Source organism: Pseudomonas sp. UBA6753 (assembly GCF_002453565.1).
Taxonomy (GTDB): Bacteria; Pseudomonadota; Gammaproteobacteria; order Pseudomonadales; family Pseudomonadaceae; genus Aquipseudomonas; species Aquipseudomonas putida_Z.
Map to the genome: position 1 here is coordinate 147,516 of NZ_DKHD01000002.1, position 21,450 is coordinate 168,965.

The 21,450-nt window shown below is 64.4% G+C and carries 22 protein-coding genes; 12 read left to right on the top strand and 10 right to left on the bottom strand.

The annotated features are described in order from the left end of the window. The first annotated feature begins 6 nt into the window (after positions 1-6). The 3 genes from thiE (at position 7) to B2790_RS00900 (ending at position 2,732) form a co-directional block, all read left to right on the top strand. Positions 7-630, top strand: coding sequence for a thiamine phosphate synthase (gene thiE, locus B2790_RS00890; RefSeq protein ID WP_025340753.1), 624 nt, complete (start codon positions 7-9; stop codon positions 628-630). 15 nt (positions 631-645) lie between these two features. After that, positions 646-1,929, top strand: coding sequence for a glutamate-1-semialdehyde 2,1-aminomutase (hemL, locus tag B2790_RS00895; RefSeq protein WP_013974339.1), 1,284 nt, complete (start codon positions 646-648; stop codon positions 1,927-1,929). A 257-nt stretch (positions 1,930-2,186) separates the two neighbouring features. After that, positions 2,187-2,732, top strand: coding sequence for a tetratricopeptide repeat protein (locus tag B2790_RS00900; RefSeq protein ID WP_003257587.1), 546 nt, complete (start codon positions 2,187-2,189; stop codon positions 2,730-2,732). Between the two features lie 3 nt (positions 2,733-2,735). Here B2790_RS00900 and B2790_RS00905 read toward each other — a convergent pair whose 3' ends face one another. Continuing rightward, entirely contained in the window at positions 2,736-3,062 is a 327-nt protein-coding gene (locus tag B2790_RS00905; RefSeq protein ID WP_013974341.1) for a DUF1820 family protein, read from the bottom strand. A gap of 250 nt (positions 3,063-3,312) precedes the next feature. Between B2790_RS00905 and B2790_RS00910 the strand changes: the two genes are divergently transcribed. The 4 genes from B2790_RS00910 to lnt are packed head-to-tail and all read left to right on the top strand — an operon-like array spanning position 3,313 to position 7,168. Further along, positions 3,313-4,311 (top strand): PhoH family protein, encoded by a 999-nt coding sequence (locus B2790_RS00910; protein WP_039613560.1) that lies wholly within the window; start codon positions 3,313-3,315, stop codon positions 4,309-4,311. Continuing rightward, positions 4,304-4,777, top strand: coding sequence for an rRNA maturation RNase YbeY (gene ybeY / locus B2790_RS00915; protein WP_286918059.1), 474 nt, complete (start codon positions 4,304-4,306; stop codon positions 4,775-4,777). Before B2790_RS00910 ends, ybeY begins: the two co-directional genes overlap by 8 nt. A gap of 25 nt (positions 4,778-4,802) precedes the next feature. After that, positions 4,803-5,642 carry an HlyC/CorC family transporter gene (locus tag B2790_RS00920; RefSeq protein WP_003257584.1) on the top strand — a complete coding sequence of 280 codons (840 nt, stop codon included), beginning with the start codon at positions 4,803-4,805 and terminating at the stop codon, positions 5,640-5,642. 8 nt (positions 5,643-5,650) lie between these two features. Beyond that, positions 5,651-7,168, top strand: coding sequence for an apolipoprotein N-acyltransferase (gene lnt / locus B2790_RS00925; protein WP_286918060.1), 1,518 nt, complete (start codon positions 5,651-5,653; stop codon positions 7,166-7,168). 111 nt (positions 7,169-7,279) lie between these two features. On the opposite strand, the gene B2790_RS00930 is transcribed toward lnt, so the two are convergent. Then, entirely contained in the window at positions 7,280-8,041 is a 762-nt protein-coding gene (locus B2790_RS00930) for a YdcF family protein (RefSeq protein WP_286918061.1), read from the bottom strand. Positions 8,042-8,177: 136 nt separating this feature from the next. Next, on the bottom strand, positions 8,178-8,492 hold the full coding sequence (locus B2790_RS00935) for a hypothetical protein (RefSeq protein WP_003257582.1): 315 nt from the start codon (positions 8,490-8,492) through the stop codon (positions 8,178-8,180). 227 nt (positions 8,493-8,719) lie between these two features. On the opposite strand from B2790_RS00935, the gene leuS reads away from it, so the two are divergent. The 5 genes from leuS (at position 8,720) to B2790_RS00960 (ending at position 14,829) form a co-directional block, all read left to right on the top strand. Then, the gene (gene leuS / locus B2790_RS00940) at positions 8,720-11,326 is read left to right on the top strand and encodes a leucine--tRNA ligase (RefSeq protein WP_286918062.1); all 2,607 of its coding nucleotides are present in this window, start codon (positions 8,720-8,722) and stop codon (positions 11,324-11,326) included. 60 nt (positions 11,327-11,386) lie between these two features. Beyond that, positions 11,387-11,992, top strand: a complete 606-nt coding sequence (gene lptE / locus B2790_RS00945) for an LPS assembly lipoprotein LptE (RefSeq protein WP_075046474.1) — start codon at positions 11,387-11,389, stop codon at positions 11,990-11,992. A gap of 39 nt (positions 11,993-12,031) precedes the next feature. Continuing rightward, positions 12,032-13,069 carry a DNA polymerase III subunit delta gene (gene holA / locus B2790_RS00950; RefSeq protein ID WP_085663576.1) on the top strand — a complete coding sequence of 346 codons (1,038 nt, stop codon included), beginning with the start codon at positions 12,032-12,034 and terminating at the stop codon, positions 13,067-13,069. A 218-nt stretch (positions 13,070-13,287) separates the two neighbouring features. Then, the gene (arfA, locus tag B2790_RS00955) at positions 13,288-13,452 is read left to right on the top strand and encodes an alternative ribosome rescue factor ArfA (protein ID WP_003257578.1); all 165 of its coding nucleotides are present in this window, start codon (positions 13,288-13,290) and stop codon (positions 13,450-13,452) included. Positions 13,453-13,512: 60 nt separating this feature from the next. Next, the gene (locus tag B2790_RS00960; protein WP_286918063.1) at positions 13,513-14,829 is read left to right on the top strand and encodes a lytic murein transglycosylase; all 1,317 of its coding nucleotides are present in this window, start codon (positions 13,513-13,515) and stop codon (positions 14,827-14,829) included. A 132-nt stretch (positions 14,830-14,961) separates the two neighbouring features. Here B2790_RS00960 and B2790_RS00965 read toward each other — a convergent pair whose 3' ends face one another. From B2790_RS00965 to mltB, 7 genes are all read right to left on the bottom strand, one after another. Next, positions 14,962-15,900 carry a S66 peptidase family protein gene (locus B2790_RS00965; protein ID WP_286918064.1) on the bottom strand — a complete coding sequence of 313 codons (939 nt, stop codon included), beginning with the start codon at positions 15,898-15,900 and terminating at the stop codon, positions 14,962-14,964. Positions 15,901-15,987: 87 nt separating this feature from the next. Continuing rightward, positions 15,988-17,004 carry a lipoyl synthase gene (lipA, locus tag B2790_RS00970; RefSeq protein WP_003257574.1) on the bottom strand — a complete coding sequence of 339 codons (1,017 nt, stop codon included), beginning with the start codon at positions 17,002-17,004 and terminating at the stop codon, positions 15,988-15,990. 2 nt (positions 17,005-17,006) lie between these two features. Continuing rightward, on the bottom strand, positions 17,007-17,654 hold the full coding sequence (gene lipB / locus B2790_RS00975) for a lipoyl(octanoyl) transferase LipB (RefSeq protein ID WP_286918065.1): 648 nt from the start codon (positions 17,652-17,654) through the stop codon (positions 17,007-17,009). Continuing rightward, positions 17,654-17,929, bottom strand: a complete 276-nt coding sequence (locus tag B2790_RS00980; RefSeq protein WP_003249736.1) for a DUF493 domain-containing protein — start codon at positions 17,927-17,929, stop codon at positions 17,654-17,656. The genes lipB and B2790_RS00980 overlap by 1 nt, the downstream gene beginning before the upstream one ends. A gap of 73 nt (positions 17,930-18,002) precedes the next feature. After that, positions 18,003-19,163 carry a D-alanyl-D-alanine carboxypeptidase family protein gene (locus B2790_RS00985; RefSeq protein ID WP_085591614.1) on the bottom strand — a complete coding sequence of 387 codons (1,161 nt, stop codon included), beginning with the start codon at positions 19,161-19,163 and terminating at the stop codon, positions 18,003-18,005. Between the two features lie 270 nt (positions 19,164-19,433). Beyond that, complete coding sequence (locus tag B2790_RS00990) at positions 19,434-20,435, bottom strand: septal ring lytic transglycosylase RlpA family protein (protein ID WP_286918066.1); 1,002 nt, start codon at positions 20,433-20,435, stop codon at positions 19,434-19,436. Further along, positions 20,435-21,445, bottom strand: a complete 1,011-nt coding sequence (gene mltB, locus B2790_RS00995) for a lytic murein transglycosylase B (protein ID WP_025340767.1) — start codon at positions 21,443-21,445, stop codon at positions 20,435-20,437. The genes B2790_RS00990 and mltB overlap by 1 nt, the downstream gene beginning before the upstream one ends. Positions 21,446-21,450 lie beyond the last annotated feature (5 nt).

Below are 21,450 nucleotides of genomic sequence, written 5' to 3' on the forward strand. Positions count from 1 at the left end.
CCTCCAATGAAGCTACGCGGTCTGTACGCCATCACCGACAGCCAGCTGCTCGCTGGCCGTTTCCTGTCCCATGTCGAGGCGGCACTGGAAGGCGGCGTGTGCCTGCTGCAGTACCGCGACAAAAGTGACGACGCGGCGCGCCGCCTGCGTGAAGCCGAAGGGCTGCTGAAGCTCTGCGAGCGCTACGGCACCCAGTTGCTCATCAACGACGACGCCGAACTGGCCGCGCGCCTGGGCGTCGGCGTGCACCTGGGCCAGACCGACGGCCCACTGACCCCGGCCCGCGCATTGCTCGGCCGCCAGGCGATCATCGGCTCCACCTGCCACGCCAGCCTCGAACTGGCCGCCCAGGCTGCCAGCGAAGGCGCCAGCTACGTGGCCTTTGGCCGCTTCTTCAATTCCGTCACCAAGCCGGGTGCACCCGCTGCCAACATCGAACTGCTGGAGCAGGCCCGCGCCCAGGTGAAACTGCCGATCGCGGTGATCGGCGGCATTACCCTCGACAACGCCGCCCCGCTGGTCGCCCATGGCGCCGACCTGCTGGCGGTGATCCACGGCCTGTTCGGTGCCGACAGCGCGCAGGAAGTCACCCGCCGCGCCCGCGCCTTCAACGCCTTGTTCGCATCCTGATTCGAGAGAACCCCCATGTCCCGTTCCGAAGCCCTGTTCGCCCAAGCCCAGAAGCACATCCCCGGTGGCGTCAACTCGCCGGTCCGCGCTTTCAAGAGCGTTGGCGGCACGCCGCTGTTCTTCAAGCATGCCGAAGGCGCCTACGTCGTTGACGAGGATGACAAGCGCTACGTCGACTACGTCGGCTCCTGGGGCCCGATGATCCTCGGCCACGGCCACCCGGAGGTACTGGACTCGGTACGCAGGCAGCTGGAGCACGGCCTGTCCTATGGTGCCCCGACCGCCATGGAAACCGAGATGGCCGACCTGGTCTGCTCGCTGGTGCCGTCCATGGAGATGGTGCGCATGGTCAGCTCGGGCACCGAAGCCACCATGAGCGCCATCCGCCTGGCCCGTGGCTACACCGGCCGTGACGCCATCATCAAGTTCGAAGGCTGCTACCACGGCCACTCCGACAGCCTGCTGGTAAAAGCCGGCTCCGGCCTGCTGACCCAGGGCGTGCCGAGCTCGGCGGGCGTGCCGGCGGACTTCGCCAAGCACACCCTGACCCTGCCGTTCAACGACATCGCCGCTGTCGAGAAAACCCTGGCCGAAGTCGGCCAGACCGTAGCCTGCATCATCGTCGAGCCGGTAGCCGGCAACATGAACTGCGTACCGCCAGCGCCAGGCTTCCTCGAAGGCCTGCGCGAGCAATGCGACAAGCACGGCGTGGTGTTGATCTTCGACGAAGTGATGACCGGTTTCCGCGTTTCGCTCGGCGGCGCCCAGGGCCACTACGGCATCAAGCCGGACCTGTCGACCTTCGGCAAGATCGTCGGTGGCGGCATGCCGGTCGGCTGCTTCGGCGGCAAGCGTGAAATCATGGGCTGCATCGCCCCGCTCGGCCCGGTCTACCAGGCCGGTACCCTGTCGGGTAACCCGCTGGCCATGGCCGCCGGCCTGACCACCCTGAAGCTGATCAGCCGCCCGGGCTTCCACGCCGAGCTGACCGACTACACCAGCCGCATGCTCGACGGCCTGCAACAGCGCGCCGATGCCGCTGGCGTGCCGTTCGTCACCACCCAGGCCGGTGCCATGTTCGGCCTGTACTTCAGCGGTGCCGACGACATCGTCACCTTCGAAGACGTGATGGCCAGCGATGCCGAGCGCTTCAAGCGCTTCTTCCACCTGATGCTCGATGGTGGCGTGTACCTGGCGCCGAGCGCGTTCGAGGCCGGCTTCACCTCCATCGCCCATGGCGACAAGGAGCTGCAGATCACCCTGGATGCGGCTGAAAAGGCTTTTGCAGCGCTGAAGTAATTGTCAGCCTGTCCCGGCCCTTTCGCGGGCACGCCCGCCCCCACAGGTGCTGCACCAACCTTGAAAATAGTGCGATCCCTGTGGGAGCGGGCATGCCCGCGAAAGGGCCGGGACAGGCAACAAAAGACCCTGCACAATCAGCTGACTTCCCCAACCAAGCAGAAATTCGAGTAAAACTTTGTAAGGTTGGCGCTGCTTATCCCATAATGTGCCACCAGAGACATTGGCCGCAGCTTTGCAGAGGTAAGTCGATCCCCATGAACCGCACCGGCCGCGCCCTGACCCTGGGCTGCCTGTTGCTTCTTCAGCCCCTGCTGGCCCTGGCGGAGGGCGGTAACTCGTTGCTCATTCCGGCGACGGGCCGCTGCACCTTGAATGTCCAGCCTGAAGACCTGGCAAACGCCCTCAAGGCTTGTGAGCAGACGGCAACAGCGGGGGATGCCCAGGCGCAATTCGAACTGGGCGAGTACTACTACACGCAAACGCCGAAAAACCTGGGCAAAGCCCTGAACTGGTTCGAAAAGGCCTCGTTGCAAGGCCATGCCGAGGCCCAGTACCGCCTGGGCGCCATGTTCTTCCGTGGCGAAGGGGTCAAGGCCAACAATGTGCAGGCCTACATCCTGCTGAAGATGGCCGCGGTCAACGGCGCCGAGGATGCGCTGGACATGGCCGACGAAGTGACCGAGCAAATGCCCCGCGACGAGCTGGAGCATGCCACCCAGGTGCTCGGCCAGATCTTCCGCAAGTACCTGCTGGAACTGCAGAACGCCGAAGGGCGCACGCCGTTCTCGCCACTCCCCTGAGGGTTACTTTTCCGGCATCGGCATAGGGAACGGCATCACGTTGCCGCCGCCCTTGGCTTCGCTGATCTTCGCCGTGCCCAGGCGCTCCACCTCGTCGATGCGCACGATCGAGTGCATCGGCACGAAGCTGCGGATCACCCCATCGAACTGGCTCTTGAGCTTCTCCTCGCTCGGATCCACCACCAGCTGCGAACGCTCGCCGAACACGAACTCCTCGATTTCCAGGAACCCCCACAGGTCACTCTGGTAGATCTGCTTGGCATACATCTCGAAGACCTGCCCCTGGTTGAGGAAGATCACTTTATAGATGGCAGGTTCGCGTTTGCTCATGTTCGTCGGGATAACACATGCGTAAGAAAAGGCGGGCATCATACCTGTACCGGCCCCTTCGCGGGCAAGCCCGCTCCCACAGGTATAGCGCCCACCTTCGAAGCGGTGCGGTACCTGTGGGAGCGGGCGTGCCCGCGAAGAGGCCGGAACAGGCCATACATACCGTTGAACGTTTCAGTGCTTTCGCCACTGCCATTCAAGGGTTATTCTTGAGTTCACATCCATTGCCGTCGAGCGGCTAAAAACGACCTTGAACGCACCCATACAACCCCATCGTTTCATCCTCGAACCTTTCGAGGCCCACCGTTTCGCCAACTTGTGCGGCCAGTTCGACGAGCACCTGCGCCTGATCGAACAGCGCCTGGCCATCGAGATCCGCAACCGCGGCAATCAGTTCGAACTGATCGGCGAACCCAAGACCACCTCCGCTGCCGAACAACTGCTGCGCCGTCTCTACCGCGAGACCAAGGCCAGCGACCTGTCGCCGGAAACCGTGCACCTGTACCTGCAGGAATCGACCGTCGAGAACATCGACAACCCGGCCGTCAACGAGGTCAGCGTGTCGCTGCGCACGCGCAAGGGCAACATCCGCCCGCGCGGGGTCAACCAGCAACGCTACGTCAAGGAAATCCTGGCCAACGACATCAACTTCGGCATCGGCCCGGCCGGTACCGGCAAGACCTACCTGGCCGTGGCCTGCGCCGTGGACGCGCTGGAACGCGAACAGGTGCGCCGTATCCTGCTGGTGCGCCCGGCGGTCGAGGCGGGCGAAAAGCTCGGCTTCCTGCCCGGCGACCTGGCCCAGAAGATCGACCCGTACCTGCGCCCGCTGTACGACGCCCTGTACGAAATGCTCGGCTTCGAACACGTGGCCAAGCTGATCGAGCGCCAGGTGATCGAGATCGCCCCGCTGGCCTACATGCGTGGCCGCACCCTGAACAACAGCTTCATCATCCTCGACGAGAGCCAGAACACCACGCTGGAACAGATGAAGATGTTCCTCACCCGTATCGGCTTCGGCTCAACCGCGGTCATCACCGGTGACATCACCCAGGTCGACCTGCCCCGTGGCACCAAGTCGGGCCTGGCGCACGTCATCGAGGTGCTGAGGGACGTTCCGGGGATCAGTTTCACCCACTTCCAACCCAAAGATGTGGTTCGTCACCCACTGGTGCAGCGCATTGTCGAGGCCTACGACCGCTTCGATGCCCGCCAGGCCAAGCCCGAGGCGCCCGGCAAAGATGCTTGAACTCGATATTCAACGGGCCACGGATGCTGCCGCCCCGGATGACACCGCCTTTCGCCGCTGGTGCGAACTGGCACTGCGCCAGCGCAGCGCCGATTCGGAAATGACCATTCGCCTGGTCGACGAAGCCGAAGGCCGCGAGCTGAACCACACCTACCGGCACAAGGACTACGCGACCAATGTGCTGTCGTTCCCGGCCGACGTCCCCGACGACCTGCTAGATATCCCGCTGCTGGGCGACCTGGTGATCTGCGTGCCAGTGGTCGAGCGCGAAGCCACCGAACAGGGCAAGTCGCTGGAAGCGCACTGGGCACACCTGGTCATCCACGGTTGCCTGCACCTGCTCGGCTACGACCACATCGAAGATGAGGAAGCCGAGGAAATGGAAGGCCTGGAACGGGAATTGCTGGCAGAACTGGGTCATCCCGACCCGTACGCCGACGATGAAACCGACACCATCACACACTGATACACGAAGGATCACGAGAACCGCCATGAGCGAAGATCGATCGAGCAACGGGCAGAAGTCCTGGCTGGGTAAACTGACCCAGGCTTTTGCCCATGAGCCGAAAAACCGCCAGCAACTTCTTGAACTGCTGCGCGAAGCCCATCAGAACAAACTGCTGGACAGCGAAGCGCTGACCATCGTCGAAGGCGCCATCCAGGTGGCCGACCTGCAGGTTCGCGACATCATGGTGCCGCGTTCGCAGATGATCAGCATCAAAGCCAGCCAGTCGCCCCGCGAGTTCCTGCCGGCAGTGATCGACGCCGCGCACTCGCGCTACCCGGTGATCGGCGAAAGCCACGACGATGTGCTCGGGATCCTGCTCGCCAAGGACCTGCTGCCGCTGATCCTCAAGGAGAACGGTGACAGCTTCAACATCAAGGACCTGCTGCGCCCGGCCACTTTCGTGCCCGAGTCCAAGCGCCTGAACGTGCTGCTGCGCGAGTTCCGCGCCAACCATAACCACATGGCCATCGTCATCGACGAGTACGGCGGCGTGGCCGGCCTGGTCACCATCGAGGACGTGCTGGAGCAGATCGTCGGCGACATCGAGGACGAGCACGATGTCGAGGAAGACAGCTACATCAAGCCGCTGCCCAGCGGTGACTTCCTGGTCAAGGCGCTTACCCCGATCGAGAACTTCAACGAGTTCTTCGACAGCGAATTCTCCGATGACGAGTTCGACACGGTCGGCGGCCTGGTGATGAGCGCCTTCGGTCACCTGCCAAAGCGCAACGAAACCACCGAGATCGGCCCTTACAAGTTCCGTATTCTCAATGCCGACAGCCGGCGGATACACTTGCTGCGCCTGACACCGATCACCCGCTAAGGACAAACATGCGTTGGATCACCCGCCCCGGCTGGCCCGGTAACCTGCTGGCCCTGGCGGCCGGTGCCTCCACCCTCCTGGCCCTGGCGCCGTTCGACATCTGGCCCCTGGCCGTGTTGTCCATCGCCCTGCTCTACCTTGGCCTGCGCGAGCTCAGCCCGCGCCAGGCCATGTGGCGTGGCTGGTGGTTCGGCTTCGGCCTGTACGGCGCCGGCACCTGGTGGATCTACGTCAGCATGAACACCTACGGCGGGGCCTCGCCGCTGCTGGCAATCCTGCTGCTGCTGGCGTTCTTCGCCGCCCTGGCCTGGTTCTTCGCCCTGCCCACCTGGCTTTGGGCACGCTGGTTGCGGCGTACCGAGGCGCCACTGGCCGACGCCCTGTGCTTCGCCGCCCTGTGGCTGCTGCAAGAGGCCTTCCGCGGCTGGTTCCTGACCGGTTTCCCCTGGCTCTACGCCGGCTACAGCCAGCTGGACGGCCCGCTGGCCGGCCTGGCACCGCTGGGCGGCGTGTGGCTGATTTCCTTCACCCTGGCCTTGACCGCTGCCCTGCTGTGCAACCTGCACCGCCTGCGCGCCCGCCCCTCGTTCCTGGCGGTGGGCGGCCTGCTGTTGCTGGCCCCGTGGGTGCTGGGCCTGGCGCTCAAGGGCCATGCCTGGACCAAACCGGCGGGCGACCCGCTGAAAGTGGCGGCCATCCAGGGCAATGTCGAGCAGGACCTGAAATGGGACCCGGCACATATCGACGCGCAACTGGCGCTGTACCGTGACCTGAGCTTCAGCTCCAGGCCGGTGGACCTGCTGGTGTGGCCGGAAACCGCGGTCCCGGTACTCAAGGACCAGGCCCAAGGCTACATCGATGTGATGGGCCGGTTCGCCGCCGAACGGCATTCGGCGCTGATTACCGGCGTGCCGGTGCGTGAAGTGGTGCACCATCAGCGCCGCTACTACAACGGCATCACCGTCACCGGTGAAGGCGATGGCACCTACCTCAAGCAGAAGCTGGTGCCGTTTGGCGAGTATGTGCCGCTGCAGGACATGCTGCGCGGCCTGATCGAGTTCTTCAACCTGCCCATGTCGGACTTCGCCCGCGGGCCGGAAGACCAGCCGCTGCTGCAGGCCAAGGGCTACCAGATTGCGCCTTACATCTGTTACGAGGTGGTCTACCCCGAATTCGCCGCTGGCCTGGCGGCCCGCAGCGACCTGCTGCTGACCATCAGCAACGACACCTGGTTCGGCACCTCGATCGGCCCGTTGCAGCACCTGCAGATGGCGCAGATGCGCGCGCTGGAAGCCGGCCGCTGGATGATCCGCGCCACCAACAACGGCGTGACCGCGCTGATCGACCCGTTTGGCCGCATTACCACGCAGGTACCGCAGTTCCAGCAGGCGGTGCTGTATGGCGAAGTGGTGCCGATGCAGAAACTGACGCCGTACCTGCAATGGCGGTCGTGGCCGCTGGCGATTGTCTGCGCATTGCTGCTGGGTTGGGCGTTGCTGGCCGGGCGCATTGCCAAGACTGTCTGATGATGCCGCCTGTACCGGCCTCTTCGCGGGCACGCCCGCTCCCACAAGGGCTGTGATGAACCTGTGGGAGCGGGCATGCCCGCGAATAGGCCGGTACAGGCAGTACAAGGCTCAGTAGAACAGCCGATACCCCACCAGCCCCGCCACTTCATTGAGCAACTGCCCGCTCTGCCACATCGCCCGGCTCTCCGGCAGCAACCCACCGAACGGCCGCGCATGATCGCGCCCGAGGAACCCGACCGGCGCCGGCACCACCTCGAACCCCGCCTGCTCGAAACTCCTGCGCGAGCGCTGCATGTGCCACGCCTGGGTCACCACGACCACCCGGCGAATCCCCAACGGCTGCAGCACCTTGGCCGTCAGCCGGGCATTCTCCCAGGTCGTGCGGCTGCCCTCCTCCCGCCATTTCACCTCGACACCGAAATCTTCACGCAGGCGATCAGCCATCAACCGCGCCTCGCTCGGCGGCGTGCCATAGTGCAACCCGCCACTGGTCAGCACCGGCAAGCCCGAAGCCTTGGCCAGCCGCGCGGCAAAGCGCATGCGCTCCAGTGCCGTGGCCGTGGGCTGGTCGCTACCACCCCAGGCCGGGTCACCTCGCTCACGCCCCGCGCCCAGCACCACGATGGCATCCGCCCGGCTTGCCAGGCCGGCCCAATCGCTTACCGCCAGCGGCGCTTCCGTCTCCAGCGCACGAGCGGCTTCCTGCACCACCAGCGGCAGGCTCATCAGCCACAGGGCACCAAGGCCCACGGCAAAACACAGCGCTGCCAGCCTGGGCCGGCGACGGCGCAGCCACCACGCCACAAGCAGCAGCAGGAACAGGACGCCTGGCGGCATCAGCCATTGTTTGACGAAGAATCGGATCGGCATGGGCCACACCTCCTTGGCAGGCGTGCAGCCTAGAAGGATCGACGCCGGTCAACAAGGGTGCGGCCGGCGCCGATCGTGAGCTGTGCAAATTTTGAAGAACCGGCGCGCGATAGCCTGCGCCTGGCGTCCTGAACGGCTAGCGATGTGGCAGCGTCCTGGATCTCGCCGTGCTGGCGGGGCGTTTCTTGTCCTTGAGCCAGATGATCTTGGCCGATGTCGGCTCCGCTTGTGGGTAACTGCCGACACAGGCATTGTGGCGCTCCGGGAGGGAATCCAGGTAGGCCTTGATCAGTTCGAACTCTGCGTGGCTCAGGCCACGCAACTCCAGCTCGGCTGGCATTTCGTCGCGCAATCGCACCGAGGTTCTGGCCACTTCCAGCGCCAGGCCAAGCCGGTCGATCAGGCGTTCGTATAGCTCCGGTCTGATTGCGGGTAGCTGCGTCTCTCCCATCCGTTCACCTCATTGAAGATAAGAATATCTCCCCCCACACCTGAGCTTAGCGTCGTTGCAAAAAGCAGCCGTGTGCCGCGACCAGCGGGCATTCGCAACGAAGGTTTCCCACGATGCGCGGCGCTGCTGTATGCTACGGCGTTCACTCTAAACGACACCGGAGTGCCGGACGCAGCGAGGTTCCGCTGCCTGGAACAAGGTCTCTTCTCTCTCAGCAAAAAGTAGCCATGCACGAACAATACACGCCCCGTGATATCGAAGCCGCCGCCCAGAAGTTCTGGGACGAGCAACAATCGTTCGCTGTTACCGAACAGCCAGGCAAGGACACCTACTACTGCCTGTCGATGTTCCCGTACCCGAGCGGCAAGCTACACATGGGCCACGTGCGTAACTACACCATCGGTGACGTGATTGCCCGCTACCAGCGCATGCTGGGCAAGAACGTCCTGCAGCCGATGGGCTGGGACGCTTTCGGCATGCCCGCGGAAAACGCGGCGATGAAGAACAACGTCGCCCCGGCCAAGTGGACGTACGAAAACATCGACTACATGAAGACCCAGCTCAAGAGCCTGGGCCTGGCCATCGACTGGGCACGTGAAGTCACCACCTGCAAGCCCGACTACTACCGTTGGGAGCAGTGGCTATTCACCCGCCTGTTCGAGAAAGGCATCATCTACCGCAAGAACGGTACCGTGAACTGGGACCCGGCGGACCAGACCGTACTGGCCAACGAGCAGGTCATCGACGGCCGTGGCTGGCGTTCGGGCGCGCTGATCGAGAAGCGCGAAATCCCGATGTACTACTTCCGCATCACCGACTACGCCGACGAGCTGCTGGAAAGCCTCGACGAGCTGCCCGGCTGGCCTGAACAGGTCAAGACCATGCAGCGCAACTGGATCGGCAAGTCGCGCGGCATGGAAGTGCAGTTCCCGTTCGACCTGGCCAGCATCGGCCACGAAGGCACCCTCAAGGTCTTCACCACCCGTCCCGACACGCTGATGGGCGCCACCTACGTCGCCGTCGCCGCCGAACACCCGCTGGCCACCCAGGCCGCCCAGGGCAACCCGGCGCTGCAGGCGTTCATCGACGAGTGCAAGAGCGGCAGCGTTGCCGAAGCCGACATGGCCACCCAGGAGAAGAAGGGCATGGCCACTTCCCTGCTGGTCGAGCACCCGCTGACCGGCGAGAAGCTGCCGGTATGGGTCGCCAACTACGTGCTGATGCACTACGGCGATGGCGCCGTCATGGCCGTGCCGGCCCACGATGAGCGCGATTTCGAGTTCGCCCACAAGTACAACCTGCCGGTCAAGGCCGTGGTGCGCACCAGCGCTGGCGACGAAGTCGGCAACGAGTGGCTGGCCGCCTATGGCGAGCACGGCCAGCTGATCAACTCCGGCGAGTTCGACGGCCTGGACTTCGCCGGTGCCTTCGACGCCATCGAAGCCGCCCTGATCCGCAAGGAGCTGGGCAAATCGCGTACCCAGTTCCGCCTGCGCGACTGGGGTATCAGCCGCCAGCGCTACTGGGGCTGCCCGATCCCGATCATCCACTGCCCGTCCTGCGGCGACGTACCGGTGCCGGAAGACCAGCTGCCGGTCACCCTGCCAGAGAACGTGGTGCCGGACGGTGCCGGTTCGCCGCTGGCGCGCATGCCTGAATTCTACGAGTGCAGCTGCCCGAAATGCGGCACCGCGGCCAAGCGCGAAACCGACACCATGGACACCTTCGTCGAGTCGTCCTGGTACTTCGCCCGCTACGCCTCGCCGAACTACGAAGGTGGCATGGTCGACCCGAAAGCGGCCAACCACTGGCTGCCGGTCGACCAGTACATCGGCGGTATCGAGCACGCCATCCTGCACCTGCTGTACGCGCGCTTCTTCCACAAGCTGATGCGTGACGAAGGCCTGGTCACCTCGAACGAGCCGTTCAAGAACCTGCTGACCCAGGGCATGGTGGTCGCCGAAACCTACTACCGTGTGGCCAGCAACGGCGGCAAGGACTGGTTCAACCCGGCGGATGTCGAAGTCGAGCGCGATGCCAAGGCCAAGATCATTGGCGCCCGCCTGAAGACCGACGGCCTGCCGGTGGAAATCGGTGGCACCGAGAAGATGTCGAAGTCGAAGAACAACGGCGTCGACCCGCAATCGATGATCGACCAGTACGGCGCCGACACCTGCCGCCTGTTCATGATGTTCGCCTCGCCGCCCGACATGAGCCTGGAATGGTCCGACTCCGGCGTCGAAGGCGCCAGCCGCTTCCTGCGCCGCGTCTGGCGCCTGGCCCAGGCCCACGTGGCCCAAGGCCTGCCGGGCAAGCTGGATGTTGCCGCCCTGGACGACGCGCAGAAGGTCATCCGCCGCGCCATCCACGCCGCCATCAAGCAGGCCAGCACCGACGTAGGCCAGTTCCACAAGTTCAACACCGCCATCGCCCAGGTGATGACCGTGATGAACGTGCTGGAAAAGGCCCCGCAGGCCACTGAACAGGACCGTGCCCTGCTGCAGGAAGGCCTGGAGGCCGTCACCCTGCTGCTGGCACCGATCACCCCGCACATCTCCCACGAGCTGTGGCAACAGCTGGGCCACCAGCAGGCCGTCATCGACGCCAGCTGGCCAGCCGTCGACGAGGAAGCCCTGGTACAGGACACCGTCACCCTGGTGGTGCAGGTCAACGGCAAGCTGCGTGGCCAGGTCGAAATGCCGGCCGCCGCCAGCCGCGAAGAAATCGAAGCCGCCGCGCGCAGCAACGAGAACGTCCTGCGCTTCATCGATGGCCTGACCATCCGCAAGGTCATCGTGGTACCGGGCAAGCTGGTCAACATCGTCGCCAACTGATGGCAACGCCCGCCCGCAGCCACTGCGGGCGGGCGAACAGGCCCACAAGGGAGCAACAACATGATCAAACGCAATTTGCTGGTAATTGGCCTGGCGGTCATGCTCAGCGCCTGCGGTTTCCAGCTGCGCGGCACCGGCTCCACCGAGCTGAGCGTGAAGGAAATGGACGTCAGCGCACGCAACGCCTACGGCCCGACCGTGGTCCAGCTGCGTGAAGTACTGCAGCGTAGCGGTGTCAACGTGCACGCTGGCGCACCGTACCGCCTGGTGCTGACCAATGAGCAGGAGCGCGAGCGCTCGGCAACCTACAACAGCGGCAACCGTACCGCCGAGTACGAGCTGACCACCGTGCTGAACTACAGCATCCAGGGCCTGAACAACCTGGAGCTGATGAGCGACAAGCTGGAAGTACGCAAGATCTACTTGCGTGACGGCTCGAACATCACCGGCTCTGAACAGGAAGCCGACCGCGCCCGCGAAGAAATGCGTCGCGACCTGGTCAACGCCATGGTCGTTCGCCTGCAGATGCTGACCCCGTCCCAGCTGGACGAGCTGCAGCGCCAAGCCGACGAACGTGCCAAGGCCGAAGCCGCTGCGCTGGAGGCCGCTCGCCGCCAGCAGGCCGAAACGCCTCAGCAGTCGCCACTGGAAGTACCGGGCAACTAAGCCCGAGCGGGGTACCTTCGGGTACCCCGCCTGTTTCCCATGAAGCTCGCCCCCGCCCAACTCAACAAGCACCTGCAAGGCGCCCTGGCACCGGTCTACGTGGTCAGCGGCGACGACCCGCTGCTGTGCCAGGAAGCCGCCGACGCCATCCGCAACGCCGCGCGCCAGCAGGGCTTCGACGAACGCCAGGTATTCAGTGCCGACGCCAACTTCGACTGGGGCACCCTGCTCCAGGCTGGCGCCAGCCTGTCCCTGTTCGCCCAGCGCCGCCTGTTGGAATTGCGCCTGCCCTCGGGCAAGCCCGGTGACAAGGGCGCTGCTGCGCTGATGGAATACTGCGCCAACCCCGCCGAAGACACCCTGCTGCTGGTCAGCCTGCCCAAGCTCGACGGCAGCGCACAGAAGACCAAGTGGGGCAAGGCGCTGATCGAAGGTGCCCACTGCCAGTTCATCCAGATCTGGCCGGTGGATGTGCACCAGTTGCCGCAGTGGATCAACCAACGCCTGCAGCAGGCCGGCCTGTCGGCACAGCGTGACGCCGTCGACCTGATTGCCGCGCGCGTGGAAGGCAACCTGCTGGCTGCAGCGCAGGAAATCGAAAAGCTCAAGCTGCTTGCCGAAGGTAACCAGATCACCGTGGAGACCGTGCAGGCTGCCGTCGCCGACAGCGCCCGCTTCGATGTCTTCGGCCTGGTCGATGCCATTCTCAACGGCGAAGCCGCGCATGCCTTGCGCATGCTCGAAGGCTTGCGCGGTGAAGGCGTTGAGCCACCAGTGATTCTCTGGGCCCTGGCCCGTGAGCTGCGCCAGCTGGCCGGGCTGGCCCAGCAGTTCAGCCAGGGTGTACCGCTGGACAAGGCCTTCAGCCAGGCCCGCCCGCCGATCTGGGACAAACGCCGGCCACTGGTCAGCAAGGCCCTGCAGCGCCTGTCGGCGCAGCGCTGGGCGCAGTTGCTGCAAGATGCCCAGCGTATCGATGCACAGATCAAGGGCCAGGCCGAGGGCTCGCCGTGGACCGGCCTGGCGCGCTTGTCGCTGCTGATGGCCGGCCAGCGCCTGGCACTGCCTCCCGAGTAACTGGGGCCGCTGTGGGAGCGGGCATGCCCGCGAATCAGGCGACACGGTGGATGGCACCGGCTTCGCCGGTGTTCGCGGCGGTTCGACGCCTCGACACGCCCGCTCCCACAGGGCTGCAATGTCCCCAACATCTCGAACCATAAACACAATCAATTGGCCCCACCCTGCCCCAAGCCCTACAGTGCGCCGCGAAACCCACCCAACCCGGGAACCCCGCCATGAGCAAAAAGCCGAAAAAGCACGGCCCCAACAAGGCCAAGTCGATCATCGCCCAACCGCTGTTCCGCTGCCGCCAGGAACAGCCGAACAAGGGCAAAGGCAGCTACCGCCGCGAAGCCTTCCAATCGAGAGATTGGGAGGCTTCCTACTTTTTGGCTGCATGAAAGCATCGAAAGCGCAGGCATGGTATGGTCGTCACCTGACCTGCAATTCTGGATCTGTGAATGCTCCTCAGTCTTCTCCCCCGCTGGAAAACCCGTCAGCTGATCGCGGCCTCCAGTTTCATCCTGCTCGTGGCCTGCGCAGAAAAGCCCACCGCCGCCGATGCCCTGCCGCTGGCCCCCGCCCAGCCCGCCCCGGTGGTGACCCTGCCCGGCACGACGCCCGACACCAGCACTGAAATCCAGCCTCTGCAAACCTTCGCACAATGGCAAGCAGGCTTTCGCCAGCAAGCCCTGCAAGCCGGCATTTCGCAGGACACCTTCGACCGCGCCTTCCTCGGCATCACCCCCGACATGGACGTGATCACGGCCGATCGCAGCCAGCCGGAGTTCACCCGCCCGGTATGGGAATACCTCGAAGGCGCCCTGTCGCCCCTGCGTGTGCGCAACGGCAAAAAGCTGCTGGAGCAGAACGCCGAACTGCTGACCCGCATCGAGCAACGCTATGGCGTCGATCGCCAGGTGCTGGTCGCGGTATGGGGCATGGAAAGCAACTTCGGTCAGTTCCAGGGCAACAAATCGGTGATCCGCTCGCTGGCTACCCTGGCCTATGAGGGCCGCCGCCCGCAGTTCGCCCAGGACCAGCTGATCGCTGCGCTGCAGATCATCCAGCATGGCGACATCCAGCCTGAGGCCATGCGTGGCTCGTGGGCCGGCGCGATGGGCCAGACCCAGTTCATCCCGACCACCTACAACACCCATGCCGTGGACTTCGACGGCGATGGCCGACGCGACATCTGGAACAGCACGCCAGACGCCCTGGCCTCGACCGCGCACTATCTGCAGAGCTCGGGCTGGAAACGTGGCCAGCCGTGGGGCTTCGAGGTACAGGTGCCGCCTGGCTTCGATTACTGGCAGGCCGATGGCGCCCTGCGCAAGCCGGTGAGCGAGTGGCTGGCGATGGGCGTGAAACTGCCTGCCGGTACCCAGCTGCCAGTGGGCAGCAACCAGCTGTCTGCCGCCCTGCTGCTGCCAGCGGGCGCGCGCGGCCCGGCGTTCCTGGTGCTGGACAACTTCCGCGCCATCCTCAAGTACAACAACTCGTCGTCCTACGCGCTGGCGGTAAGCCTGCTGGGTGATCGCTTCACGGGCTGGGGCTTCATTGCCGGCAGCTGGCCGAAAGAAGACCTGCCGCTCAGCCGCAGCGAGCGCATGGAGCTGCAGAACCTGCTGAACAGCAATGGGCACGAAGCCGGCAATGCCGATGGCATCATTGGCGCCAATACCCGCAAGGCGATCCGCAATGCCCAGCAGGGGCTGGGGTGGCCGGCGGATGGGTATCCGACCCACAAGCTGCTCGAGAGCCTGCGTCAGCAGTGAGCATTTTGGGGCCGCTGTGCGGCCCATCGCCGGCAAGCCAGCTCCCACAGGGATATCACAGGCCTGACAGACTGCGCTGGACCTGTGGGAGCTGGCTTGCCGGCGATGGGCTGCAAAGCAGCCCCGACAATCTCACGCCGTGAACAGATCCTGCTCCAGCAACAGTGTCTGCTGAACACTGTCCAGCCTTACGCGAGCCCCCAAAGGCAAGCACACATTCGGGTCACAATGCCCACTGCGCCACCCGGCCAGCACCGGCACACCCAGCGGCGCGAAGATGTCCTCCAGCAGGGGCGTCAACGCCGCAGTGGTAATCCCGGCAAAGTCCCCCACCAGCACACCCTTCACCCCCTCCAGCTTGCCCGCCAGGCGCAGTTGGGTCAGCAAGCGATCCACCCGGTACAGCGGCTCGTTGACGTCCTCGATGAACAGGATGCAACCCTGCGTATCCAGCTCGGCAATCGTCCCCAGGGTCGCGCCCAGCATCGACAGGTTGCCGCCCAGCAGCGGCCCGCTGGCCACCCCATGCAGCACGCTGCTCAAAGGGAAGTCAGCAGGGTGCAGGATCTGCTCACCTGCCCGCACATGCCCACCCAGCTGCGCCAGCAACGAAGTCTCGGTTGGCGGCAACTTGGCCCCCAGCAGGTCGGCATTGAGCATCCCGCCATGGAAGGTGAGCAGCCCGGTATGCCGGTAGATCGCCGTGTGCAGCGCGGTGATGTCGCTGTAGCCGATCAGCGGCTTGGGGTTGCGCCGGATCAGTTCGAAATCGAGCTGGTCGAGCAGACGCATGCTGCCGTACCCCCCACGCATGCACAGAATGGCGTCGATGGCCGGGTCGGCAAAGGCATCGTGCAGGTCCTGCAACCGCTGCCGGTCCGGCCCCGCCAGGTAGCCCTGAGCCTGAAGGGCACCCGGGTAGATGCGGCAACTGTAGCCTCGATCAACGAACCACTGGTTGACCTTGTGCGTATCCAGCCGCGCCGCGCCCGCCGGGGCGACAATGGCAAAACAGGCATCACGCGGCAGCGCGGCGGGCAGGCTGGATTGGAAGGTTTCGGCGCAATTCATCGCGGCTCCTTGCAGCGCGTGTGGCACAAACAAAAATGCCGATGCCGCCCTTCGGCGCGCATCGGCATGCGTGGCTCTGTGCTTGGCTCAGAGCTTGATCTTGGCTTCGTGAGCCTGCTGGTCAGCGTGGTACGAAGAACGCACCAGCGGGCCGGAAGCGACGTTCTTGAAGCCCATCTTGTAACCTTCCTCGGCGAACCAGGCGAAGGTGTCCGGGTGGACGAAACGCTGCACCGGCAGGTGGCTGCGCGACGGCTGAAGGTACTGGCCGAGGGTGAGCATGTCGATGTCATGCTCGCGCATGCGGTGCATCACTTCGATCACTTCCTCGTCGGTCTCGCCCAGGCCGAGCATCAGGCCCGACTTGGTCGGTACGTGCGGCACCAGCTGCTTGAACTTCTGCAGCAGGTCCAGCGACCAGTCGTAGTCCGAACCCGGGCGTGCGGCCTTGTACAGGCGCGGTACGGTCTCGAGGTTGTGGTTGAACACATCCGGCGGCTCTTGCGCGGTGATTTCCAAGGCAATATCCATGCGCCCACGGTAGTCCGGCACCAGGGTTTCCAGCTGTACGCCCGGCGACAGCGCACGGATTTCGCGGATGCAGTCGGCAAAGTGCTGGGCACCACCGTCACGCAGGTCGTCGCGGTCCACCGAGGTGATCACCACGTACTTCAGGCGCAGGTCGGCGATGGCGATGGCCAGGTTCTTCGGCTCGTCCAGGTCCAGCGGTTTCGGCCGGCCGTGGCCAACGTCGCAGAACGGGCAACGACGGGTGCAGATGTCACCCATGATCATGAAGGTGGCGGTACCACCGGAGAAGCACTCGCCCAGGTTCGGGCAGGATGCCTCTTCGCATACGCTGTGCAGCTTGTGCTTGCGCAGCAGCTGCTTGATGCGGTCTACCTCGGGCGACACCGGGATACGCACGCGGATCCAGTCGGGCTTCTTCGGCAGCTCTTCGGTGGGGATGATCTTCACCGGAATGCGCGCCACCTTTTCGGCACCACGCAGCTTGACCCCAGCTTCCACCTTCTTCGGCGCTGGGCGCGGGGTGGCATCCTGGGTAGGTATCAGGTTCGGCACGGCTTCTTGCACAGTTGTCATATTCAGTCGATTCCGCCCGTGAGGGTCGTCTGCTCAGCGTAGTCGAGGTGCTTGACCAGCTGTCCGCGCAGCCTTGTCCTGACCTCGTCGAGTTCGATCGGACCTGCCAGGTCGCACAGCTGGGTCATCGCCAGCCCCGCATAGCCGCAGGGGTTGATTCGGCGGAATGGCGCGAGGTCCATGTCCACGTTCAGGGCAAGGCCGTGGAACGAACGGCCGTTGCGGATTCGCAGGCCGAGGGAGGCGATTTTCGCTCCGTCGACATAGACGCCCGGGGCATCGGGCTTGGCCGCGGCCTGGACATCGTAACTGGCGAGCAGGTCGATGAGGGTCTGCTCGATACGGCTGACCAGCTCACGCACGCCAAAGCCCAGCCGGCGTACATCCAGCAGCAGGTAGGCCACCAGCTGCCCGGGGCCATGGTAGGTCACCTGGCCACCGCGATCGGTCTGCACCACCGGGATGTCGCCCGGCACCAGCAGGTGCTCGGCCTTGCCGGCCTGGCCCTGGGTGAAGACCGCGGGGTGCTCGACCAGCCAGACTTCATCCTGGCTGTCCGGGCTGCGCTGCTCGGTGAAGCGACGCATGGCCTCCAGCACCGGTTCGTAGGGCTGCAGGCCAAGCTCGCGAAAACCGAGGCAGGCGGACATCAGAGCACCATTTTCACGATGCCGGTCGCGCGCAGGGCGCTGTTGATATCGTGCAGCTGGTTCTCGCTTTCGGCAACGATGTGCAATTGCACGGTGGTGTACTTGCCTTCCTTGCTCTGGCGCTCGGCCAGGGTGGAAAGGTCGACCTTGGCGTGCTTGCTCAGGATCTCGATCACCGTGTCCTTGAAGCCGACAACGGTGTCACCGATGACCTTGATCGGGTAATCGTCGCAGGGGAATTCGATCTTGTGCGACTTGACGTCTGGTTCGCTCATGGCGGAAACGGCCTCGTAAGCCGTGGCAACAACAACGCCCCCGCTGGATACGCGGGGGCATGCAGGTCACGTATCAGTTGAACAACCCGTAGAAGAATAGACGGATGCTATCCCACATACGGCGGAAGAAACCACCTTCCTCGACGCCATCGAGGGCGATCAGGTCGGCGCTGTGAACCACTTTCTCGTCCAGTTTGACTTCCACTTTGCCGATCACGTCACCTTTGGCGATTGGCGCGGTGAGCTGCGGGTTCATGGTCATCGAAGCCTGAAGGCGCTTCAATTGGCCTTTAGGCATAGTCAGGGTCAGGTCGTTGGCCAGGCCGGCTTTCACTTCGCCAGTCGCGCCCTTCCAGACCGGCGACTTGGTCAGCTCGGTACCCTTCTGGTAGAAGGTCTGGGTTTCGAAGAAGCGGAAGCCGTAGGTCAGCAGCTTCTGGGTCTCGGCAGCACGCGACTGCTCGCTGTTGGTGCCGAACACCACGGCGATCAGGCGCTGGCCATCGCGAACGGCCGAAGCCACCATGCAGTAGCCGGCTTCGTCGGTGTGGCCGGTCTTCAGGCCGTCGACGGTCTTGTCACGCCACAGCAGCAGGTTGCGGTTTGGCTGCTTGATGTTGTTCCAGAAGAACTCTTTCTGCGAGTAGATGGCGTAGTGGGCCGGGTCGACGTTGATGATCGCACGGGCCAGGGTCGCCATGTCGTGGGCCGACGAGTAGTGCTCCGGGTGCGGCAGGCCGGTCGGGTTCATGAAGTGGCTGTTGGCCATGCCCAGGTCGGCAGCGGTCTTGTTCATCATGTCGGCGAAGGCGTCTTCGCTGCCGGCGATGTGCTCGGCCAGGGCGACCGAGGCGTCGTTGCCGGACTGGATGATGATGCCGTGCAGCAGGTCGCTGACGGTCACCTGGCTGCCCACCTTGATGAACATGCGCGAACCACCGGTACGCCAGGCGTTTTCGCTGACGGTGACCGGGTCGTTTTCACCGATCTGGCCGCGACGGATGTCCAGGGTGGCGATGTAGGCCGTCATCAGCTTGGTCAGGCTGGCTGGCGGCAGGCGCTCGTCACCATTGTTCTCGACCAGCACGTTGCCGCTGGACGCATCCATGAGTACGTAGGACTTGGCTGCCAGTTGCGGTGGCGCCGGCGTCATCTGCTCAGCCGCGAAGGCGGCAGGCGTGATCATCAGCAGTACGGGCAGGCAAAGTCGTTTGGCAAGGTTGGTGATGTTCATCCGTCTCTCGAAAATCGCTAATGGTCTGATGTTCCCTGGGCAAGATCATGTGCCCAGCGCCAGTCAGTCTAGTTTTTGTGGCCGTAGGCCAGGCTCGCAAAGTGCGGCTTTATGTCGCTGCGGGCAAAAGCCGACATTGTACATGCCCACGCCCGGCAATTCATGACAAAACCGACAGTTTGGTGTTGCCTTCTTCGCGGGCGCGCCCGCTCCCACAGGGTTTCGCATGCATCTGTGGGAGCGGGCGTGCCCGCGAAGAAGGCAACGCGGTCAGTCAGCTGTGACCAGCTTGGCCTGCCCAAGGTTCGCCAGGCGGATGCTGTCCTGCGCTTGCTGGATCTCGCCCTGGCTGTTGATCGGCCCCAGGCGCACGCGGTGCAGGGTCTGCTGGTTGCGCACGATCGAGCTGATGAACACGGGCGCGCTGACCATGCTGCTGAGCTTGGAGCGCAGCAGTTCGGCGGCGTCCGGGTTGGCGAAGGCGCCCACCTGCAGGAAGCTGCCGCCACTGCCGGCCGGCACGTTGTTGCCAGCCACCTGCACCGGCACCACCGGCGCCGCATGCTGCTGGGGCGGCGGAGTCCATTGCTCGACGCGCCCGGTACTGGCCGGGATTGCCTGGGTCTGGGCCACCTGCGGCTCTTTCAGCACCATCGGCGGCGTCTGGCCACGCTGGGCCCACCATTGCTGCGGGTCGATGCCTTCGACGCGCACGTGCGCGGTACCGATCTCGGCATAACCGAGCTTTTTCGCCGCGGCATAGGACAGGTCGATGATGCGGTCCGAATAGAACGGCCCACGGTCGTTCACCCGCAGGATCACGCTGCGGCCGTTGGCCAGGTTGGTCACCCGCACGTAGGCCGGCAGCGGCAGGGTCTTGTGCGCCGCGCTCATGCCGTACAGGTCGTACAGCTCGCCGTTGGCGGTGTTCTGGCCATGGAACTTGGTGCCGTACCACGACGCGGTGCCCTCCGCGCGATAGTTGCGCGAGTCCTGCATCGGGTAGTAGGTCTTGCCCAGCACCGTGTACGGGTTGGCCTTGTAGTTGCCGGTGTGCACGGTTGGCGTGGCGTCGGGGATCTTGTTCACATCCACGTCCCACCACGGCGCGCCGTCCTTGTGCGCCCGGTTGATGTCCAGGCCCGGCTGGGTGCGCACCACGTTGCCACTGCTTTGCTGGGACGGGCGGTTGGACGAACAGCTGGCCAGCACCACGCCGACGGCGAGGCAGGTGAGCAGCTTGAAAGATTTGCCAGAGAAGATTGCGCGCATTACTTGACGCCCCGTGCTTGAACCAGCTGTTCCGATAGCTGATGCACCGCCATGGCATACATCACGCTGCGGTTGTAGCGAGTGATCGCGTAGAAGTTCTTCAGGCCCATCCAGTACTCGGGGCCATTGTCACCCTCGAGACGGAAGGCGGTAACCGGCAGATCATCGCGCAGCGAATCATGGACCGACCAGCCAAGCGTGCGCAACTCCCCAACGGTTTTTACCGGTTCGATGCCGGTAGTCAGGCCTTCGTCGGCGCGCCCACCGTCCACCCAGGCACGGCTGACCACACCTTCGCCGGCCACCCAGCCGTGGCGCTTGAAGTAGCTGGCCACGCTGCCGATGGCATCGTCCGGGTTGTTCCAGATATTGATGTGGCCGTCGCCGTCGAAGTCCACCGCAAAGTTGCGGAAGCTGCTCGGCATGAACTGCGGCAGGCCCATGGCGCCGGCGTAGGAGCCCTTGAGCGTCAGCGGGTCGAGCTGCTCCTCACGGGCCAGCAGCAGGAACTCGCGCAGCTCCTTGCGGAAGAATTCGGCCCGTGGCGGGTAGTCGAAGCCCAGGGTCGACAAGGCATCGATCACCCGGTAGTTGCCGGTGTTGCGGCCAAAGAAGGTTTCCACGCCGATGATGGCGACGATGTACTGCGCCGGCACGCCGTATTCCTGCTCGGCACGGGCCAGCACCGCTTCGTGCTGGCGCCAGAAGTCCACACCGCGGGCGATGCGCGCGTCGGTGATGAACATCGGCCGGTAGTCCTTCCACGGCTTTACCCGTTCGGCCGGGCGCGAAATGGCGTCGAGGATCGACTGTTTGCGCTGCACCTCACTGAACACACCCATCAGCTGCTCAGGGGCAAAACCATGGTCGCGGCTCATTTCGCCAACGAACTGGGCCACCTGGGGCGAGCCTTGGTAATCGCCGGCATGGGCCAGCTGTACAGCGCCGAACAGGCCCACCGCGCCGATCCACGGCGCACAACGGGCAGCCCAGTTACGCACTGCTTGCATGAAAT

Excerpts from the sequence above, each read along its gene's own strand:
- thiE (WP_025340753.1), top strand. The coding sequence starts at position 7 with ATGAAGCTACGCGGTCTGTACGCCATCACCGACAGCCAGCTGCTCGCT.
- hemL (WP_013974339.1), top strand. The coding sequence starts at position 646 with ATGTCCCGTTCCGAAGCCCTGTTCGCCCAAGCCCAGAAGCACATCCCC.
- B2790_RS00900 (WP_003257587.1), top strand. The coding sequence starts at position 2,187 with ATGAACCGCACCGGCCGCGCCCTGACCCTGGGCTGCCTGTTGCTTCTT.
- B2790_RS00905 (WP_013974341.1), bottom strand. The coding sequence starts at position 3,062 with ATGAGCAAACGCGAACCTGCCATCTATAAAGTGATCTTCCTCAACCAG.
- ybeY (WP_286918059.1), top strand. The coding sequence starts at position 4,304 with ATGCTTGAACTCGATATTCAACGGGCCACGGATGCTGCCGCCCCGGAT.
- B2790_RS00920 (WP_003257584.1), top strand. The coding sequence starts at position 4,803 with ATGAGCGAAGATCGATCGAGCAACGGGCAGAAGTCCTGGCTGGGTAAA.
- lnt (WP_286918060.1), top strand. The coding sequence starts at position 5,651 with ATGCGTTGGATCACCCGCCCCGGCTGGCCCGGTAACCTGCTGGCCCTG.
- B2790_RS00930 (WP_286918061.1), bottom strand. The coding sequence starts at position 8,041 with ATGCCGATCCGATTCTTCGTCAAACAATGGCTGATGCCGCCAGGCGTC.
- B2790_RS00935 (WP_003257582.1), bottom strand. The coding sequence starts at position 8,492 with ATGGGAGAGACGCAGCTACCCGCAATCAGACCGGAGCTATACGAACGC.
- leuS (WP_286918062.1), top strand. The coding sequence starts at position 8,720 with ATGCACGAACAATACACGCCCCGTGATATCGAAGCCGCCGCCCAGAAG.
- lptE (WP_075046474.1), top strand. The coding sequence starts at position 11,387 with ATGATCAAACGCAATTTGCTGGTAATTGGCCTGGCGGTCATGCTCAGC.
- holA (WP_085663576.1), top strand. The coding sequence starts at position 12,032 with ATGAAGCTCGCCCCCGCCCAACTCAACAAGCACCTGCAAGGCGCCCTG.
- arfA (WP_003257578.1), top strand. The coding sequence starts at position 13,288 with ATGAGCAAAAAGCCGAAAAAGCACGGCCCCAACAAGGCCAAGTCGATC.
- B2790_RS00960 (WP_286918063.1), top strand. The coding sequence starts at position 13,513 with ATGCTCCTCAGTCTTCTCCCCCGCTGGAAAACCCGTCAGCTGATCGCG.
- B2790_RS00965 (WP_286918064.1), bottom strand. The coding sequence starts at position 15,900 with ATGAATTGCGCCGAAACCTTCCAATCCAGCCTGCCCGCCGCGCTGCCG.
- lipA (WP_003257574.1), bottom strand. The coding sequence starts at position 17,004 with ATGACAACTGTGCAAGAAGCCGTGCCGAACCTGATACCTACCCAGGAT.
- lipB (WP_286918065.1), bottom strand. The coding sequence starts at position 17,654 with ATGTCCGCCTGCCTCGGTTTTCGCGAGCTTGGCCTGCAGCCCTACGAA.
- B2790_RS00980 (WP_003249736.1), bottom strand. The coding sequence starts at position 17,929 with ATGAGCGAACCAGACGTCAAGTCGCACAAGATCGAATTCCCCTGCGAC.
- B2790_RS00985 (WP_085591614.1), bottom strand. The coding sequence starts at position 19,163 with ATGAACATCACCAACCTTGCCAAACGACTTTGCCTGCCCGTACTGCTG.
- B2790_RS00990 (WP_286918066.1), bottom strand. The coding sequence starts at position 20,435 with ATGCGCGCAATCTTCTCTGGCAAATCTTTCAAGCTGCTCACCTGCCTC.
- mltB (WP_025340767.1), bottom strand. The coding sequence starts at position 21,445 with ATGCAAGCAGTGCGTAACTGGGCTGCCCGTTGTGCGCCGTGGATCGGC.